General features: G+C 33.5%; 11 protein-coding genes, 1 tRNA gene and 1 pseudogene. 4 read left to right on the top strand and 9 right to left on the bottom strand.

The genetic code is table 11. The features are described from left to right. Window positions 1–92: 92 nt before the first annotated feature. The 3 genes from putA to AACL19_RS06785 all read left to right on the top strand — a co-directional run bounded on the left by putA (window position 93) and on the right by AACL19_RS06785 (window position 8,219). Window positions 93–3,218, top strand: a complete 3,126-nt coding sequence (gene putA / locus AACL19_RS06795; RefSeq protein WP_339045722.1) for a bifunctional proline dehydrogenase/L-glutamate gamma-semialdehyde dehydrogenase PutA — start codon at window positions 93–95, stop codon at window positions 3,216–3,218. Between the two features lie 28 nt (window positions 3,219–3,246). Then, window positions 3,247–4,170: a tyrosine recombinase XerC gene (locus AACL19_RS06790; protein WP_339045721.1), complete on the top strand. Its 924-nt coding sequence runs from the start codon at window positions 3,247–3,249 to the stop codon at window positions 4,168–4,170. Window positions 4,171–4,259: 89 nt separating this feature from the next. Further along, a complete protein-coding gene (locus AACL19_RS06785; protein ID WP_339045720.1) occupies window positions 4,260–8,219 on the top strand; it encodes a hypothetical protein in 3,960 nt (1,319 codons plus the stop codon). Here the strand turns inward: AACL19_RS06785 and AACL19_RS06780 are convergent. From AACL19_RS06780 to gatA, 5 genes and pseudogenes are all read right to left on the bottom strand, one after another. Next, window positions 8,199–8,421 (bottom strand): annotated as a pseudogene (locus AACL19_RS06780) (IS256 family transposase); the annotation flags it as partial. The gene AACL19_RS06785 and the pseudogene AACL19_RS06780 overlap by 21 nt on opposite strands. Before the next feature lie 437 nt (window positions 8,422–8,858). Next, entirely contained in the window at window positions 8,859–10,700 is a 1,842-nt protein-coding gene (rpoD, locus tag AACL19_RS06775) for an RNA polymerase sigma factor RpoD (RefSeq protein WP_339045719.1), read from the bottom strand. A gap of 144 nt (window positions 10,701–10,844) precedes the next feature. Further along, window positions 10,845–10,916, bottom strand: a tRNA-Gly gene (locus AACL19_RS06770). A 126-nt stretch (window positions 10,917–11,042) separates the two neighbouring features. Beyond that, on the bottom strand, window positions 11,043–11,783 hold the full coding sequence (locus AACL19_RS06765) for a YebC/PmpR family DNA-binding transcriptional regulator (RefSeq protein ID WP_339045718.1): 741 nt from the start codon (window positions 11,781–11,783) through the stop codon (window positions 11,043–11,045). 31 nt (window positions 11,784–11,814) lie between these two features. Then, window positions 11,815–13,281, bottom strand: a complete 1,467-nt coding sequence (gene gatA / locus AACL19_RS06760) for an Asp-tRNA(Asn)/Glu-tRNA(Gln) amidotransferase subunit GatA (protein ID WP_339045717.1) — start codon at window positions 13,279–13,281, stop codon at window positions 11,815–11,817. Between the two features lie 149 nt (window positions 13,282–13,430). Here gatA and AACL19_RS06755 point away from each other — a divergent pair, with 149 nt between their 5' ends. Then, complete coding sequence (locus AACL19_RS06755) at window positions 13,431–14,510, top strand: hypothetical protein (RefSeq protein ID WP_339045716.1); 1,080 nt, start codon at window positions 13,431–13,433, stop codon at window positions 14,508–14,510. Window positions 14,511–15,070: 560 nt separating this feature from the next. On the opposite strand, the gene AACL19_RS06750 is transcribed toward AACL19_RS06755, so the two are convergent. From AACL19_RS06750 to AACL19_RS06735, 4 genes are all read right to left on the bottom strand, one after another. Continuing rightward, window positions 15,071–15,556 carry an IS630 family transposase gene (locus AACL19_RS06750; RefSeq protein WP_339045715.1) on the bottom strand — a complete coding sequence of 162 codons (486 nt, stop codon included), beginning with the start codon at window positions 15,554–15,556 and terminating at the stop codon, window positions 15,071–15,073. 483 nt (window positions 15,557–16,039) lie between these two features. After that, window positions 16,040–16,915 carry a signal recognition particle-docking protein FtsY gene (gene ftsY, locus AACL19_RS06745; protein WP_339045714.1) on the bottom strand — a complete coding sequence of 292 codons (876 nt, stop codon included), beginning with the start codon at window positions 16,913–16,915 and terminating at the stop codon, window positions 16,040–16,042. A 38-nt stretch (window positions 16,916–16,953) separates the two neighbouring features. Beyond that, a complete protein-coding gene (locus tag AACL19_RS06740; RefSeq protein WP_339045713.1) occupies window positions 16,954–17,331 on the bottom strand; it encodes a TrbC/VirB2 family protein in 378 nt (125 codons plus the stop codon). 72 nt (window positions 17,332–17,403) lie between these two features. Next, on the bottom strand, window positions 17,404–18,072 hold the full coding sequence (locus AACL19_RS06735; RefSeq protein WP_339045712.1) for a hypothetical protein: 669 nt from the start codon (window positions 18,070–18,072) through the stop codon (window positions 17,404–17,406). Between the last annotated feature and the right edge of the window lie 42 nt (window positions 18,073–18,114).

Below are 18,114 nucleotides of genomic sequence, written 5' to 3'. Positions count from 1 at the left end.
ATGCAAATTAGTAAAAACTTGATATTCAATTTTTCTTAGATGCCATAAGTAAAATAGCTTATTTCTTATTATGTGTTTCGTAGAGGTTTTTTATGTTTGATAACTCTGCTTTTGTTTCAAGTGAAATCAGAAAGCATATTCAGAAGCTTTATTGTGTTAATGAGAAGAGCCATATTCGTTGCCTTGTTGAAAGCATCGATATTAACAACGAATCAAAAACTAGAATCTACAGCACCGCAAAACAGATAATTGAAAAAATCAAAGATAGTAAATTGAATATTGTTGACGCATTTATACAGGAGTATTCACTTACAAGTGATGAGGGTATAGCCTTGATGTGCCTTGCTGAATCGTTGCTTCGTATACCAGACAATTGTACAATAGATGAGCTGATTAAGGACAAAATTATAAGTTGTCAGTGGAATAAACGTGCAAAAAGATCCTCTTCTTTATTTGTAAACGCATCAACTTGGGCTCTCGCTACAGGAAAAAATATACTTACTCAAGATGTTGAGGATTCAAAGTGGTATAATATAGTTAATAATCTCATTAAAAGGTTTGGTGAGCCTATTATTCGTAGAGCTGTTACTCAATTTGTATCGATGCTTGGTAAACATTTTATTGTAGGAGAAACAATAGAAGAAGCTTTAGAAACTGTAGAATCTAGTAAAAACAAAGCTTTATATTCTTACGACATGCTGGGTGAAGCTGCGTATACTGCTGAGAGTGCAAATGATTATTTCAATTTATATATGCATGCAATAAAGGTTATCGGCAGCGCTGCAAATGCAAAAAGCCCTTTTAAATCAGATGGCATATCGATAAAGTTATCTGCTCTTCATCCGCGTTATGAGTTTACTCAGCTTGATCGCATTAAGAGCGAGATGATACCTAAAGTTTTAGAACTTTGCTGTGCTGCAAAGAAATATGATATTTCCTTATGTGTAGATGCAGAAGAAGCAAAAAGGCTTGAAGCCTCACTAATTATTTTTGAAGCTTTGCGCTTAGATGAATCGCTAAATGGATGGGAAGGTCTTGGGTTTGCAGTGCAGGCTTATCAAAAACGTGCCTTATCAGTATTAGATTTTATTGAAGATGTTGCCATTAGATCTAAACATAAAGTTATGGTAAGGCTTGTAAAAGGTGCATACTGGGACTTTGAGATAAAAAATGCACAAGAGCTTGGACTTGATGACTATCCAGTTTTCACTAGAAAAGCCTACACAGATGTTTCGTATCTTGCATGTGCGCAAAAGCTTTTGAGTAAAGAAAACAGTTTTTATCCCTGCTTTGCTACTCACAATGCCCACACGCTTTCCGCTATTATTGAGCTCGCTGATAAAGATCATTCAGGTTTTGAGTTTCAGCGTCTTTATGGAATGGGAAAGAATTTGTATGACTACATAACATCAGAACTAGCCAGTAATATAAATTGCCGTATTTATGCTCCAATTGGTAGCCATGATAATCTGTTATGTTACTTAATTAGATGTTTGTTTGAAAATGGAGCGAGTAGTTCTTTTATTAATCAAATAAACAACCCAGAGGTTGATGTTGAAGAGTTAGTTGCAGATCCAATAGATAAAGCAAAAAGTTTTAATTATGAGCCTCATCCAAGTATTCCTTTACCTAAAAATATTATTCCAAAAAGAAAGAGTTCCTCTGGTATAGATATAAACGATTCCTTATCTATGCTAAAAATAGAAGAAGGTATAAAAAGCTTTGCTAACACGCAATGGCAAGTTGGGCCAATAGTAAGTGGTCAATTTTCTGATTCAAGTAATGCACAAGTTATAAATCCAGCAAGATTGGAACATGTTGTTGGATATGTATCAGATACAAATAAAAAACAAGCCTTGGAAGCTTTAGATATAGCATATCATGCATGGCCTGACTGGAAGAATACCAAAGTACAAAGCCGTGCAGAATGCTTAGAAAAAGCAGCTGATTTAATAGAAGGCGAAAGCATGCTAAAACTAATTTACTTACTTATAGTAGAAGCTGGTAAAACTGTAAGTGATGCAATTGCAGAAGTTAGAGAAGCAATAGATTTTCTACGTTATTATGCGGCTGTTGCAAAAAATGATCTAAGTGAACCAAAGGTGCTTCCAGGCATTGCCGGTGAGGATAATTTTATTTTATTTGAAGGAAGGGGAGTTTTTTTATGCATATCGCCTTGGAATTTTCCACTTGCTATATTTATTGGACAAGTTGCTGCTGCACTTGTAGCTGGTAACACTGTTTTAGCGAAGCCAGCAGAACAAACGCCTATCATTGCTTATGAAGCAATCAAGATACTTCTTGATGCTGGAATACCACAAAATGCACTAAGTTTACTTCCAGGAGATGGTGAATTTTTAGGAAGGACTTTAATACCTAACAAAAAAATTGCTGATGTTGCTTTTACTGGTTCAACGCAAACTGCATTTTTAATCAATAAAATGTTAGCTGAAAGGGAAGGCCCTATATCTCCACTGATTGCTGAAACTGGTGGGCTTAATGCTATGATAGTAGATAGTTCAGTTCTTCTGGAACAGGTGACAGCAGATGTTTTACTTTCTGCTTTTGGTAGCAGCGGTCAACGCTGTTCTTCACTGAGGGTCCTATTTATTCAAAATGATATAGCAGACAGGCAAATAAAAATGATATGTGGTGCTATGGAAGAATTAAGGGTTGGAGATCCAATGCTATTTAATACTGATATTGGACCAATTATTGATAAAAATTCGCTTGAGATATTATCTCAGCATACAAAAAAGATGCCAAAAATAGGGAAACTCATTTGTAAAACATCACATCACTCTAATAATGGTTATTTTTTTCCTCCTCATGCCTATGAGATAGAAGATATTTTGCAGTTAAAACAAGAAGTTTTTGGACCAATTTTGCACATAATACGCTATGAAAAATCACATCTTGATAAGGTGATTGATGATATAAATAGCACTGGGTATGGCCTTACATTTGCCCTGCAAAGCCGTGTACAAAACAATATTGATTATATTAGCAGTAAAATATCTGCAGGTAACATCTATATTAATAGGAATCAAATAGGTGCGGTAGTTGAGATGCAACCATTTGGTGGAAGGGGTTTATCAGGTACTGGCCCTAAAGCAGGTGGACCGTATTATTTACATCGTTTTTCTGTAGAGAAAGTGATAAGCGTAAATTCTACTGCTATGGGAGGTAACTCTGCTCTATTATGCTTAAAACCTTAGCTGTAGTCGTTTTATTTTTAACTTAGTAATGATTGAGTCTAGTTTATGTAAAATAGTAGAGAGTTGGAGTGAATGGCTAAGACTGGAAAGAAATCTTGCGCAAAACACTCTTGAAGCTTACAGAAGAGATTTAAGTCATCTGATGTCATTTTTAAACTCAAGTATGGGAGAGATAGTAACACTTAAAACTCTGAAAGGTTTGAGTTTGCATAACATAAGAGGGTGGCTTAGCTTCCGTCATAAAAACAATGTAAGTGCTAAATCTAATGCCAGGGCTTTATCAGCAGTACGCAATTTCTTTAAATATATCAGTAATTATTACGACGTAGATAATCAAATCATATATTCTATATCAAAGCCAATTCTAAGAAGAACTTTGCCTAAAGTGTTATCAAATGACGAGATCAAAACCACTATGGAGGAGATAAAAAAGGAAGATTTTTGGGTTGCACAGCGTAATATTGCAATTATTCTTCTGCTTTATGGTTGTGGTCTTAGAATTAGCGAAGCATTAAGCTTTAAGTTAAAGGATGTAGCGAGTGATGAGATAACTATTACCGGTAAAGGAGGTAAAGAAAGAAGGGTATTTATGCTTCCTATAATTAAAAAGCAAATAGAAAAATATATAAAATTTTGTCCTTACCTTAGTTACAAAATACAAAATCAAGACTTGTTTGTTGGCGTCAGAGGAAAAAAGTTAAGTAGAACTTATTTTGCTAATTACCTGCAAAAGGTAAGGAGAATAGCTAATTTACCTGAGTTTATTACCCCACATGCGTTTCGGCATAGTTTTGCAACACATCTATTTAGAGAGAAAGTTGATATAAGATCAATTCAGCAGCTACTTGGCCATGTGAATTTGTCAACAACACAGATTTACACTCACTTAAACCATAAGGATGTTATCGATATTTATAAAAATTTCCACCCACAAATGAATAGTAAGAAATAAGTAAAGAATATAAAAATTAGTACTAATTTACATTTGTAAGTTTAGTTGTTATAATTATTAATATGTAAATTCCTTAAAAGGGGAGTGGTATGCTTTTTCGTAATAAATTTGTAAAAAGATCTCTTAGTAATTGTCTGTATTTGGATTGTCTATTAGATATTGATTCAAAAGATATAAAAGAAAAATTTAGCTCTTTTGTTATCAAAAATACCGAAGAGAATAGAAAAAAGATATTTTCTCACATTCCAGAAAAGCTTTTTACTAAATTTACTGACGGAGAAGAAAAATATCTAAAAATTACAAAAGCCGATCTATTACGTCACCAAAAAGAACAGATGGCTAATCCTATTAGGGCTTGGGGTAATGATGATGAGTATAGTACAAGGCTTATAACATCTTTGTTATTTGGAGCAACCCCAGGATGGCATGAGTATTGCAAGAATTCATATGAACATGGTCAAGATCGTTATATACATGATCAAAGGGCTGGTGGCGGCAGAGCAAAACAATTTTTAAATTGGATGTATGATGATGAGGGCTATCCAGGGCGTCTTGAAGAGCAAAATGAATATGAAAATCTCATACCTCTTTGTTTTCCTAACCCGGAGTTATTAAGACCGCATTTCAGTTGCATGGGTGATGGTCGGTATGCTTTGGTTGTTTCAACTAGCTGGGGGTGTAGCGAGTTATATCATAAATTATATGAATTAAATCTATTAAACAAATTCACTATTCAAGTAGATGAGAAGACAAATGAAGCAAGGATTATAGCACCTTTCTGCACCTGGCAAGAAGCAATTGCGAAGATTTTAGAAGAACAAAGTTTAGAAAAAGATTTGTCTTTAGAGCAGCAGAAAACCCATATTATTTCTTTAATAATAGAGTTTGTTAAAGATCAAGCTACTAAAAATAAAGAAGAAATTCAAGACATTGAGCAATTGCAAAAGAAAGTTACAGATTTTATTCAGAGTATAAATAATGTAGCAAAAGATGAAAATTCTAATGTATGTCAAGTACAGAAAGCAATCAAAGCGCTTTATCAAATAAGAAAAAACATAACAGCAAATAAAGAATTTTTTGATAAGTTTACAGATGATAAAGGAGTGCTTCAGGCTGAGCAATATTTCCGTGCTTTAACGGCACACATAGATTCTGAAATTACTTTTTTAGTTACTTTTCAGAGTGTTTTAACAAAAAAAGATTTAGATATTTTCTTAAAGCAAACATGCAAAGAAGTTCACAGTGATATAAATGAGCTACTACTTGCGCATGATTTTCTGCTTACAGATGATTTAGAGCACCGTGATATAGTGATTAATTTAACACGCAAGGAGATAAAAGAGTTATATCAATATATATCAGATAAAATCAAAGATTACAAAGGTAATGAAAAAGATAAGTATGAATGGCTACTTCATCAGTTAAAATTACATCCATTATTTGAGTTTTTTAATGTTAGAAATACTAATGAAATGCAAGCTAAAGTTGGCGAGTTATGGAAGATAGTAGAGAGTGATGATTCAAACAAAGAATTTGATAAATCTAGGTTTATTAATGGGTTAACTGAAGTAATCAATAGTTCTGCTGATGATAAGGGCGAAGTACACATTGAGCAGAGTAGGTGGCTGGCGTTTAAACAGTGGCTCTATAATGCTTCATACCATATTCCACTTTCTTCAATCTGGTTGTCTCATGTAAACCCAGGTAAATCACGAACAGGGACAAAATATAAAGGTCAGACTCTAAGGGAAGCATTATATGCACAGAACAGGGTTATTCAAACTTCTGAGTTCTCTCAAAATATTAGAAAGGATTTGAACTTAGATACAGATAACAAGGAGTTTGTAGAGAGCAAACATGAAGCAAGTTGGCTAATAAAAGAATTTCGCAAAAAACATAGAATATCAGGAGCAAAAGAGAAAGTACTTACCTATTTAGGTAAAAACAAAATTCTATGGTATACTTTACTCACTGTCTTTATCTTATTTACTTCTGCTGCTGCAATTGTAGGGAGAGTTTTGTCATATTTAGGTATTGTTCCACCAGTAGTAGTAGATAGAATGATAAATTCACTGCGTGGAATATTTGATGGCTTTGTTGTCATGTTCGGGCTTGATACTATTATAGATAGCATATTTATACTTGCTGCTGATCTAGCAGGTCTAATAGTTAGGTTTGTTGATTATCTTTTACTTTTCGGTCTTGTTTCAAAAACGATACGGTACATGACCAAAGGTATAGGTAGAGTAATTGAAGGAATAAGTAATGGCTTTAAAGCATTATATGAAACAATCAGAATTTACGGCTTAAAGGGTAGCTTCATTCTTTTGCATGACAAAATAATAAACAATAAACAGCCAGCAAAAGAAGAAAAATGTGAAGCAGAAGAAAAGATAGAGAAGAAAAAAGAGATAATGGTAGGTCAAGCACATAACATAGATAATATATCATCCTCAATACAGAAGTTATGGCAAGAATCGCAAATAGAAGGGCATAAGTCAAACGGTGAAAGAATTAAATATATTTTTAATAACCTTAAGTCTCAAATTGAAATTGATTTAGTTGGTAGAGATATAAAATTCCCTAAGCTTTCTAAAAACTTCTTAAGCATGTGTGACTTGAATAATAATAAAAGCAATTTCAAATCTACTTCAGATTGGAATTTTATTAAATTTCAGTATGAGTTCCATTATTTGTTAAGCAAATATCCAGAAAAACTTTTAACAGAAATTTCTGAAAGTAATGACAAAATACAGTATGCAAGAAAAGATATTGCAGCAGAAAATGACAGAATGATAATGTATGATCTTATGGTTGCAGCTTCTTTGCAAACTAAGTTGTCACCAGAAAAGCAAGAGGAAGTGAAATTTGATAATGCTAAAAATATTATTAAAGAATGTATAAATAACCAAGCAAAAGAATTTGTTGATCCAGAAACATTAGATAAAAAAATTGCGGCAATAAAGTGGGCAACTAACGCTTTAGAAAGTCATGATATAGACTTTGCTGTAAAAAAAGCAGAACCTATTTTTCAAACTACAAAGGCCCATATAAGTGCTGAAGTTGCACTTCATGATTATAGTGAAAAATTAAAAGAACTCCGTGATTATGGAAGACAAATATCAGTAGATGAGCTCAATGCTTATGAAATGATTTTTACGCGGTATATTGCAGATGCGCACTATATGCTGAGTAGTATTGATCAACTTACTGCTAAAAACCATGAGAGTAACAGCTTACATCAGTTTAGAGCAGCCTTTAGTGATAATTGCGCACTGCTTGCACCTCCATCTCATGGGGCTAAAGATGCAGCTTTAATTCTTGGAATAGACCGTGGTAGGGTTTCGCTTGTGTCTCGTATAAAAGAGTATACAGTAGATTTCGTTGAGGAATTTCAAGATCCAAAAGTGTTTGCAATAGCTTTTGCTGCATATTATATTGCTGTACAAATTCCAGGTTTATTGAACGTCGCTCATACAATTACTGATGTTCCAGAGATTATGCTTGACCATGCAGGGCTGGGTATGGTTTATGATCACTTTCTTGAAACAGACGTAGGAAGAGCATTAATTGAAATGGTGTACCAAAGAGGTGAGCTATTAAAAGACGTTTGGGTACTGTTTAACGAATTTAAAGATGGTATAATTGGTGAAAGTGAATTAAAAAAGCGTTGGTCTGAGATTAAACAAGAAGTTAAAAAAACAAAATCACATTGTGATCATCATGAGCATGGTAGTGCTAAAGAAAGGCTTACTTCATTCATTAATGGTCTTGTACACTTTATACTTACAATATTCTGTATTAACCTTATTAAAAATTTATTCCATGAAACAAAGACTGAATATCATACTTTCTCCTATTATTATCAAGGAGAACAATGTATTATAGATAATTCTAAGCTAGATGAAACAAAAGGAAATCAAAATATAATAGACAATGGCATGTATAATTTTCCGGAGGTTTCAGAATGTTTGAGTAATTCAGCATTTGTGCAAAAGGTAGTGTTATCCAACTGTGTCAAAGCTAATTTAACTCAACTGAATTTTTAATCTGTTAGGAAAGAAGATGTCAAATTGAGAGATGGTTAATGCCCAATTTGGTATAGTTCAATATTTTGTTTATAGCACTTGCTTGTACAATGTGCTGGTTTTAGTGAATTCCCTGATTTCTATGGGATTGGTAGTATAAACCTAACCGGATCTTAAAACCCCAATTATTTTGCCATGGGAATCCCCATTTTTCTTCCAACTCAAATTTTTAGCCTATTTGAAGCTTTTCTTCAAATCATCCATTTTTGCTGGATACATATTTTAATGAGTTTTATACACTTCTGCGTTGGTTGTTTGTGGCTGTAGGAAAGCTTTTTAACACATTCTACTCTTTTAGATCATTCCAAAGCCTCTCACTTTCCTAATATATGTACTTACTTATGCAACTCCTTAGCTTTACCAACATAAACACTATTGGTTACTGCAGCGCGCCATTCGTTGGTAATAATTTGTCAGTCTGTCGCTGATATTTTGTGGTTGTTTCAATATGTGACATTATATTTTGATAGCCCATATCACTTGCTTAAGTTGATTATTTGAGATTCGATCCTTTGGAGCTCAAATGACCCACTATTTTGTTCCTCATTGTTTGATAGATTTTTAGTCCTATTTCTCAGTTTGATACAGTTTGTTATTATATTAGTAAAAACCCCTAAGTTTACGAGCACGGCTTGGGTGCCTAAGCTTACGTAATGCTTTTGCTTCTATCTGTCTTATACGTTCGCGTGTAACATTGAAAGTTTTTCCTACTTCTTCTAGAGTATGATCTCTTCCACTTTTTCCTAGACCAAAACGCATACGTACAATTCTTTCTTCCTTTGGGGTTAAAGTAGCAAGAACCCTTGTAGTAATATCACGCAAATCAGCAAGTATTGCTGAATCTTCAGGTTTTGAGGCACGTTTATCTTCTATACAGTCGCCAAAAGTACTGCTATCATCATCTCCTATTGGACTTTCCAAACTAACCGGATCCTTTACTATTTTCATAATTTTACGTACTTTTTCAATAGGAATCATAAGTTTATTGCTTAGCTCTTCCACAGTAGGCTCACAACCGTTTTCATGAGTCATCTGTCTTAATGCCCTATTAATTTTGCTTATACTTTCAACCATATGAACAGGAATTCTGATGATTTTAGCCTGTTCAGGTATTGCTCTAGTGATAGACTGCCTAACCCACCAAGTAGCATATGTAGAGAATTTATAACCACGCTTATAGTCAAATTTATCTACAGCCTTTATTAAACCCATATTTCCTTCTTGCACTAAATCGGAAAATGGTAAACCACGATTTAAATATTTTTTAGCAATAGAAACCACCAAACGTAAGTTAGCTTTTATCATTTTTTGCTTTGTTTCATTGAGGATTTTTTCATGCTTTTGTATTCTAGACACTAATTCTTTAAATTCGTGTAAATTATTTTCCCCTAAAAGAGATTGTATTTTACATAACATTTCTTGTATGTAAGAAGTGTTATCACGTAAAAGATCTTTCCACTCTCTGCTAGTATTTGTTTGATATAATAACTGATTATTATATGCTTCTATAAACTCCTTACGGTTTATCTTATAATCTTCAGCTAGAGAAATAATCTTGGCTTCTTCTGCAATAATGGACTTATTTAAGTCATAAATTTGTTTTCTTATTATTGAAACAGCGTTATCACTTAATTTTATCTGCAGTACAATAGCATATATTTTATTATAAATTTCCTCATATTTATTACAATAATCACTACTGGAGAGGTTTTTTCTTTTATCTTTTAACTGTAATATCTGTGCTGTTAAACTAATAATTTCATCTAAAGCATTTATTACTTTAGGCAACAAATCACTTTCCATTTGCAGTATTGACATATTGCTACTTGAAGATACCTTATCTTCATCTTCGTGATCATCTTTAAAGCTATTTTCATGCTCCTTATCATGTGTATTATTATTGTCAATTGAAGAGTTATCTATATCTGCATTTTCAGAATTATAATTGGCATCTAAGTCTATAATTTCTCTAAGTAATATATTGTTATTTATTAACTCATCACGCCATGAAGTTAGTATTTTCAATGTCAAAGGAGACTCAGTTAGTGCTCTTAAAATATTTATCTTCTCATGTTCAATTTTCTCTGCCGTTTGTATCTCTTCTTCTCTAGATAAAAGCTTTATAGAACTCATTTTATGCAAGTATATCCGTACAGGATCACCTGTTTGTCCAACCCATGAAGTATCAACTGATTCTCCTTCAATCTCACATTCTCTGTCAATGCAAGCTAGTTCATTTTCTTCACTTGTTTCAAGTACGTTAATACCAGAGTCCTGTAACAGAGATATGGCTTCATCTACAAAATCTGGTGAGAAGCCATCGTCAGATATAATATCATTTACATCATCAATGGTAACATATCCACCTTTTTTTATTCCTTTTGTAACAAGATTCTTTATAATCTTTTGCTCATTTTCTTGCATATTATTGTTTGATTCCATATTTTTAAAGTAAAGACTGCTATCTGTAACGGATGATTTAAACTATGTCAATTAGGTAAATAAAGTATTACTTACTGTTTTTGCTCAATGCCTCTATTTACTAATTTATTCATTATCCCTACAAACAACCTAATATATTATCAGAGCGGAAGAAGGGGATCGAACCCTCGACCTCAACCTTGGCAAGGTTGCGCTCTACCACTAAGCTACTCCCGCGTTTAAAACTTTAGTAATATAAGGCTATTCCATATAATAAACAATAAAAAAACATCTAAAGTTTGTTTTAAAATTTTTATTTTTAATCTTTATTTTTGATATTTCTAAATCTCCTTCCTTTATTTCTTATTGTTTAGATTGAACATTATAGGTGAAATTATTATCTAAATATTGAATATCATCATTATTTTCTAACACTTCCACTAAATCTATCACTCTTTTAACTAGACCTTCATCATCTATAGTAACTAAATCTTTTGCTTTCCATGCAAGACGTGCATACTCTGGTTCCGCAAATTTTTCATATAATGCATCACGCACTTTGCCAAAATCTTTCACTTCACAAATGACATTGTAAAAATCTTGCTGACCTTCAACATCTAGCACTCCCAGTTCCAGAGAATAGTTAAAAATGTCATCAAAACTTATCTCACCTGCTTTATATACCACTAGTCCTATATGGTCAAAGAGAAAATTCACACTACCAGTTTCACCCAAAATTCCACCATAACGGGAAAATATATAACGTAATTCAGATGCAGTGCGGTTACGATTATTAGTTAGTGCATAAATAATAAATGCAAGACCTGATGGCCCATAGCCTTCATATTGTACTTCTTCGTAATTATTATCAACTGAAGGATTACTGATACTTTTAATTGCAGTTTCTATCTTATCTTTTGGCAAATTTTCTTTGCGTGCAGCAAATATTGCTGAGCGAAGACGGGGATTGAATTCAGGATTAGGTAACCCTTGTTTTGCTGCTACAATTATTTCCCTAATTAATTTTGTGAATTTTTGTGAGCGCTTTGCATCTTGCGCACCTTTTCTATGTTTTATATTTGCAAACTGAGAATGACCAGCCATAAAACTTCAGATTATCGTATAAATAGTAACGCTAAAATACTAATTTTTCTATTACTCTTCCAGCAGATTTTTCTATTACATTTGCTATATTTAAAATACCAGCTTCATCATAGTAATTACCGATTATTTGCAACCCTAAAGGTAACCCTTCACTTGAAAGCCCTGCAGGTACAGACATTGCAGGTAGGCCGGCTAAACTTGCAGGAACTGTAAAAACATCATTGATACACATCATCAAAGGATTTGGCTTATCGTTTAACCCAAATGCACCTGTGGGAGATGATGGAGCTAAAATATAGTCTACTTTTTCAAAGGCATTAATAAAATCCTGTTTTATTAAGGTTCGTGCACATTCAGCTTTGTTATAATACATATCATAGTGACCAGGTGAAAGAGCATATGCTCCCATTAAGATTCTTCTTTTTACTTCCAGACCAAAACCTTCAGCTCTAGTTGATTCATACATCTCTTCAAGCGCTTCTGTTTGGACACGCAGCCCATAACGAACACCATCATAACGTGCAAGGTTTGACGAACTCTCAGCAGAAGAAATAGTATAATAAACAGGTAATGCATATTTAGTATGAGGCAAGCTAATTTCAACTATTTCTGCACCACCGCTTCTCAACCAATCCTCACCTTTTTCCCATAAAGAAACTACTTCATCTTGCACTCCATCCATATTATATTCCTTAGGAATACCAATACGCTTTCCTTTTATGCTGTTATTAATATAAGAGGAAAAGGCAGGAACCTCCTTATTCACAGAAGTTGAATCTCTTTTATCATAACCAGATATTGCTTCTAGCATTAACGCTGCATCTTCAATAGAGCGAGCAAATACGCCAGCTTGATCTAAAGAACTTGCAAAAGCAATCATACCATATCGAGAGCAACGACCATAAGTGGGTTTAATCCCTACTATGCCGCAATAAGCTGCAGGTTGACGCACAGAACCACCAGTATCGCTACCTAAACTTCCAGCACACAAAAAACTAGCAACCGCTACAGCAGATCCTCCTGATGACCCACCTGGAACCACTTTTTCTCCATCACTACTTCGCCTCCAAACGTTTTCCACAGGGCCGAAGTAACTATTAGTATTTGCAGATCCCATAGCAAACTCATCCATATTAAGCTTACCAAGCATGACTGCTCCTTTTTCCAAGAGTAAGCGAGAAACATGGGCTTCATAAGTCGGAATAAAATTTTCTAGCATTTTAGAACACGCTGTAGTCCTAATCCCTTTAGTACAAAAGAGATCTTTTATTCCAACTGGTATACCCAACATTGGTGAGGTAATATCCTGTTTAGCAATAGTTTCATCAGCTCTTTTTGCAGCTGCAAATGCTATCTCAGGCGTTTTAGTTACAAATGCGTTAAGTTTTTCATTCTTAACTGCATCTATATGTGCTTTTGCAAGCTCAACTGCAGAGAATTCCCTTCTCTTTAATCCTTCGTGCATCTGCGCAATAGTTAACCTTAATAGTTCATTCATTTTCATATCTTAATTTCTCAGGAGTTAAAATATTAGCACAAATCTGATTTGCAAACAACTCACTTTTCTTAAGAGCAGATTGCTTTAACTTTTTTATTTATTTTAGTACGGGGAGTAGTTATTATGTTCACTTTAATATGGGGGAGTTAATGAAAGAAGATATTAATGTCTTAAGAAATGCTATTTTGAGAAAAGCTGTTGATGATTGTAATTTACAAAAAGTTGAAGAAGCTTTAAAAGAAGCTACATTAGATAATATCAATCATAGAGTTCATCATAATCATCAAGGATGGTCTTATTACAGTACTTTGCTAGACGATGCAATTGTAGATCAAGATTGCCCAGATTCAATAGCTAATACGCTCATAGAACATGGTGCTGATATCCGTATTAAAGGTGAATATAGAAGAACTTCGTTGATTAACGCAATCATACATAAGAAAGATTCTATTGCACAAAAGATAATCAATGTCATCGTATCTGAAGGGAAAAAGCAAAAATTACTTGAGGAATCAGTAGATGAACATATAAGTAAAGAAATAAGCATTAAAGATAACGGCGGCAAAAGCGCACTATACTATTCTCTTTATTATGAAAGATTTGAAATTACTCAAACTCTACTTCGTTATCATGCAAAAGTAGGAAAAGAAGATATAGAGCTTGCGCGTTCTAAAGGCAACCAACAGATAGTTAAGTTGTTGGAAACGGAGTTTAACGCTCAATTCAGCACGATAGGGGCTACTACCTTAGATACAATAAAACCAGATATTAAAAGTACTATGGAACAGATATGCAACACTAATAGAAGCAATGGTGCTTTTGATTTAAGAAATTGCACAGCTGAAAATACTGCCGTTGCAGACGCTAACAGTACTACTGTTTTAGGTTCAACAACTTTGATTTTATCAATGGCAAATACTGCAGCAGCTGCTATATTAGGAATTGTGATGCAAAATACCCCAAATATACTGACTATATTTAATGGTAAGAGTTCACCTGAGTTTAACCAAACAGATATATCACCTACTCAAAAGGATGATAGCGGATCAACAGCAGGAATTGTTACTGGCACTTTGGGTGCAATTGTTGTTGGAATAGTATGTTGCTTTGTAGTAAAAAAATGGCGTAGTAATCATCAAGAGATAGAATATGATGCAGTATCCAGTACTTTAGATCAATCGCAATCAGAACATGCTAGTCAATCAAGTACACTTGAAACTAGTGTATAATATTATAACTTTTTAAGAGGAAAGCAAAAGTGGTAAAGCTCTGTGAACAGCCATAAAATTCAAAAATCCCATAAAAACCATTTATCGAATCTGCAAAAAATCCTGCTGAAATTTTTTATTTTTCCGAATTACTTGTACAATCATTGCACTTTCCTGTTGGAGGAATTTGCATTTCTTGTTTTTAAGACTGGCTACAAAAGCATATAGCAATTATCAGCTACTACAGTGGAAACATTTTTAATCAGATTTCGTTCTTTTGTCCTGACGTTAGGGTAAATTTTAGGGGCTTGATCTTCAGTTATATCCAAGTGTGAGATCGGACTATTGTCCTGCTTTTTAAGAATGCAAAAATTTGTTCCTATTTTGTCTCTTATATGTATTCAGTCCATATTAATTCACGTTTTATATTTTATCTTATATAGCTGTTCACAGAGCCTAGTGGAAATGCCTTGTATAAGCAGGTGCTATAAACAAAATATTGGACTATGCAAATTGGGCTTTAACCATTTGACATTTTCTTTCCTTGTAGATTGAAAATTCAGTTGAGCTGAAAATCCGGTTTAGCATAATTTACTGCATGTTCCTGCTAATCTATAACTAACCCAATTCCCGGATTTTTGGAATATAAAATCAATAGCATCGTTAATGTTTGGCCAAAAGGTTGGTAGTGTTTTTCTCACAGCGTGTTTAATGGTAAACCAAATATGTTCAATAGGATTTAAATCAGGGGAATATGGCGGTAAAAACATTAATTTACAGCCAGAATTTTCTATTAATTCTCTTATTTTTATGGATTTATGAAAGCTTGCATTATCCATAATTATAGTTTGTCCTGGCTTTAATACTGGAACAAGAGTATTCTCGACATAGGCTTCAAAAATTTCACTGTTACAGTAACTTTCAAATATCATTGGCGCTACAATCCTTCCCTGATTCAATGCTCCAATAATACTAATTCTTTTTCTTTTGAATTCAGGCCTATCAGCAAATAACCTTTTGCAGCCCATCCATATGCATAAATGCGTTATCATCAATGCCAGATTCATCTATAAATATTAAGTCTTCTTTGTTTATTTTAGCTGCTTTTTCTATAAATTCTTTACGCTTTTTCCCATCTCTTTCCTGATACAGAAATTTATATGTATAACCAACTTTTTTGCAATACTGTGCTTTTTACCAAATTTTTCGATTATTTGGTCAACTGTAATATCCTGATTTTTATATAAAAATTTGTTAAAATCATCTATATTTTTGATTGTATGACTATCTCCTTTTTAAAAGCTGGTTTTACATTATCTCCTCATCTTACGCCATCGGTATATTGTCGATATTGAACATCTCTTTTTCATGCTCATCTTTCTTTCACTTTTTAAACTCGTTCTCTCAAATCTTCACTATATGGTTTTAACTCCTCTTTTACCTAATATACCTTTTTATCACACAACCTTACTTGGGGCAATCTATCATGTGTGAGCTATAGATTCAAACAACATATATTGATACTTATCTTAGACCCTAAAAATGGAATTTTAGAAAGAATAAAACAATGCTTCGGCAAATTCTCTAGCATTAAAATTCTTTAGATCTTCTATACCTTCCCCTACTCCAATAGCATGTAGGTTAATTTTATATTTTTGTGCAAGTCCTACCACTACTCCACCTTTAGCACTACCATCTAATTTAGTTATAATGAGACCATTGATATCAGCAATTTCTTTGAATTTCTCTACTTGATTATAAGCATTTTGTCCTGTTGTTGCATCCAGTACTAAGATGGTGTTATGTGGTGCGGATTGATCTTGTTTTTGAATGATTTTGCGTATTTTTGCTAACTCTTCCATAAAATTAGCGTTATTGTGTAGCCTACCTGCAGTATCAATGAGTAAAACGTCTATATTATTTTTAACTGCTTCTTCCATTGCCTTATAAGCAACGCTTGCAGGATCGCTACCATGTTTACCAGTAATTATATTGCACTTTACTCGTTCTGACCAAGCTTCTAGTTGTTCTGTTGCTGCAGCGCGAAAGGTATCACACGCAACAAGTGCCACTTCCTTCCCTAGTTTTTTATACTTATATGCAAGCTTACCTATTGTAGTAGTTTTGCCATTACCATTTACCCCACAAAACATTATTACATGTGGCTTAGCATTTAGATTAAGTGGCCTTTCTATTGACTTTAAAATCTCTTCTATTTCATCTATAATTCTTTTTTGAACCGCTTCAATATTACCATTAAATTTTGAAAATTTACTAACTATAGTACTTGCAGCTTCAACTCCAATATCCATAGTAATTAGTAAGTCTTCAAGCTCTGCTAAGCAATCTATTTTTCTGTCAGCTCTAAAAATCTCCTTAATTTTACTGATGAACTTAAAGCTGTGTAAACTACTTAAAAACTTCACTTTATGCTATTAATGGAAGATAAAACTTACTTTATCAATTACGAATTATCTTCACCTTTAAGAACATCATAACCATTTGCTGCACATAGTTTTGTTGCGTCACCATCACCACCAGTAGTTATAAGATTAACTACTGTAGGAGCACCAAAGAAAATAGCTGCGCCGACAACTATCATAATTATCGTAATCAGCTGAACCTTACCAAAATAAGCTAAAGCAGCTATGAAAAGAACTATTAAGAGAAGTAGCGGCTTACCTATATCTTTTGCAACCTTGAAAACATTGCAGAATACACCTGCAAACACATCAGCCTTAGTACCATCAGTAGCAGTAGCATGGTCTGGAAAGATCGATAATACTAACAACGCCACTAAGACTATAGGAAATATTCTAATACACTTCAAAAAACCAAACATTTTATTCTCCAATTTTGATAAGATATAACCTAAATATGCAAAGTTAATTTTATATTAATTAGCCTGTAGCATTTATATGTCAAGTGATTTTTCTTGTGCGGGCAATTCTTCTCTACCATATATGATAATAGTATTGTGACCATTTATATCCTTATTAACATTTAAGTTAGCACCAAATCTTTTTAAGATTGCTTCGGTGCAATTGTTTGTCGGTTTTACCTCTGTTATTGTTGTTTTACCAGCGGTGTTTAAAGCAGCAAAAAGTATTGCAGATTTTATCTCAGTTGAAGGAATAGTTAAAGTATAGGAAATAGGTATTGTACTATCATAACCAACAACAGCTATGGGAAATGAATTGTCATTAGAAATGAAACCTATGCACATAGATGATAAAGCTTTAATCGTTTCACTGATGGATTTTGAGCGTAAATCTATATCACCAGTCAAGAAAGAGGTAAAGGAATATGTTGATAGAAGACCAATGAGAAGATGCGCTAATGTGTTGGAATTGCCCACATCCAATACATTTTTTGGGGCAACCAGCCCGCCAACTCCAACTCCATGTACTGTATATACATCATCATTTTTAGTAATTTTAACACCCATGAGCTTTAATGCCTGGATTGTTAAGTCAGTACCACTGTTTTCTGCTATCCCCTTGATTACGGTTTTACCAACAGTTTGTGATGCAGTAATTAACAATGCATGTGAAGCAAGATCATTCCCCTTATAATTATACATAATCCAAATTAAATAGTTTAGATGCTATCTCAAATTAACAAT

This window comes from Candidatus Mesenet endosymbiont of Agriotes lineatus, from assembly GCF_964019585.1.
Classification (GTDB): Bacteria; Pseudomonadota; Alphaproteobacteria; order Rickettsiales; family Anaplasmataceae; genus Mesenet.
The sequence above is the reverse complement of the archived record's forward strand: the minus strand, read 5'-3'. Positions and strand labels throughout refer to the sequence as shown.

What these genes read in the sequence shown, in the direction of transcription:
- AACL19_RS06735 (WP_339045712.1), bottom strand. Translation starts at nt 18,072, where the DNA reads ATGTATAATTATAAGGGGAATGATCTTGCTTCACATGCATTGTTAATT.
- putA (WP_339045722.1), top strand. Translation starts at nt 93, where the DNA reads ATGTTTGATAACTCTGCTTTTGTTTCAAGTGAAATCAGAAAGCATATT.
- gatA (WP_339045717.1), bottom strand. Translation starts at nt 13,281, where the DNA reads ATGAATGAACTATTAAGGTTAACTATTGCGCAGATGCACGAAGGATTA.
- rpoD (WP_339045719.1), bottom strand. Translation starts at nt 10,700, where the DNA reads ATGGAATCAAACAATAATATGCAAGAAAATGAGCAAAAGATTATAAAG.
- AACL19_RS06750 (WP_339045715.1), bottom strand. Translation starts at nt 15,556, where the DNA reads ATGAATCTGGCATTGATGATAACGCATTTATGCATATGGATGGGCTGC.
- AACL19_RS06765 (WP_339045718.1), bottom strand. Translation starts at nt 11,783, where the DNA reads ATGGCTGGTCATTCTCAGTTTGCAAATATAAAACATAGAAAAGGTGCG.
- AACL19_RS06740 (WP_339045713.1), bottom strand. Translation starts at nt 17,331, where the DNA reads ATGTTTGGTTTTTTGAAGTGTATTAGAATATTTCCTATAGTCTTAGTG.
- AACL19_RS06790 (WP_339045721.1), top strand. Translation starts at nt 3,247, where the DNA reads ATGATTGAGTCTAGTTTATGTAAAATAGTAGAGAGTTGGAGTGAATGG.
- AACL19_RS06755 (WP_339045716.1), top strand. Translation starts at nt 13,431, where the DNA reads ATGAAAGAAGATATTAATGTCTTAAGAAATGCTATTTTGAGAAAAGCT.
- AACL19_RS06785 (WP_339045720.1), top strand. Translation starts at nt 4,260, where the DNA reads ATGCTTTTTCGTAATAAATTTGTAAAAAGATCTCTTAGTAATTGTCTG.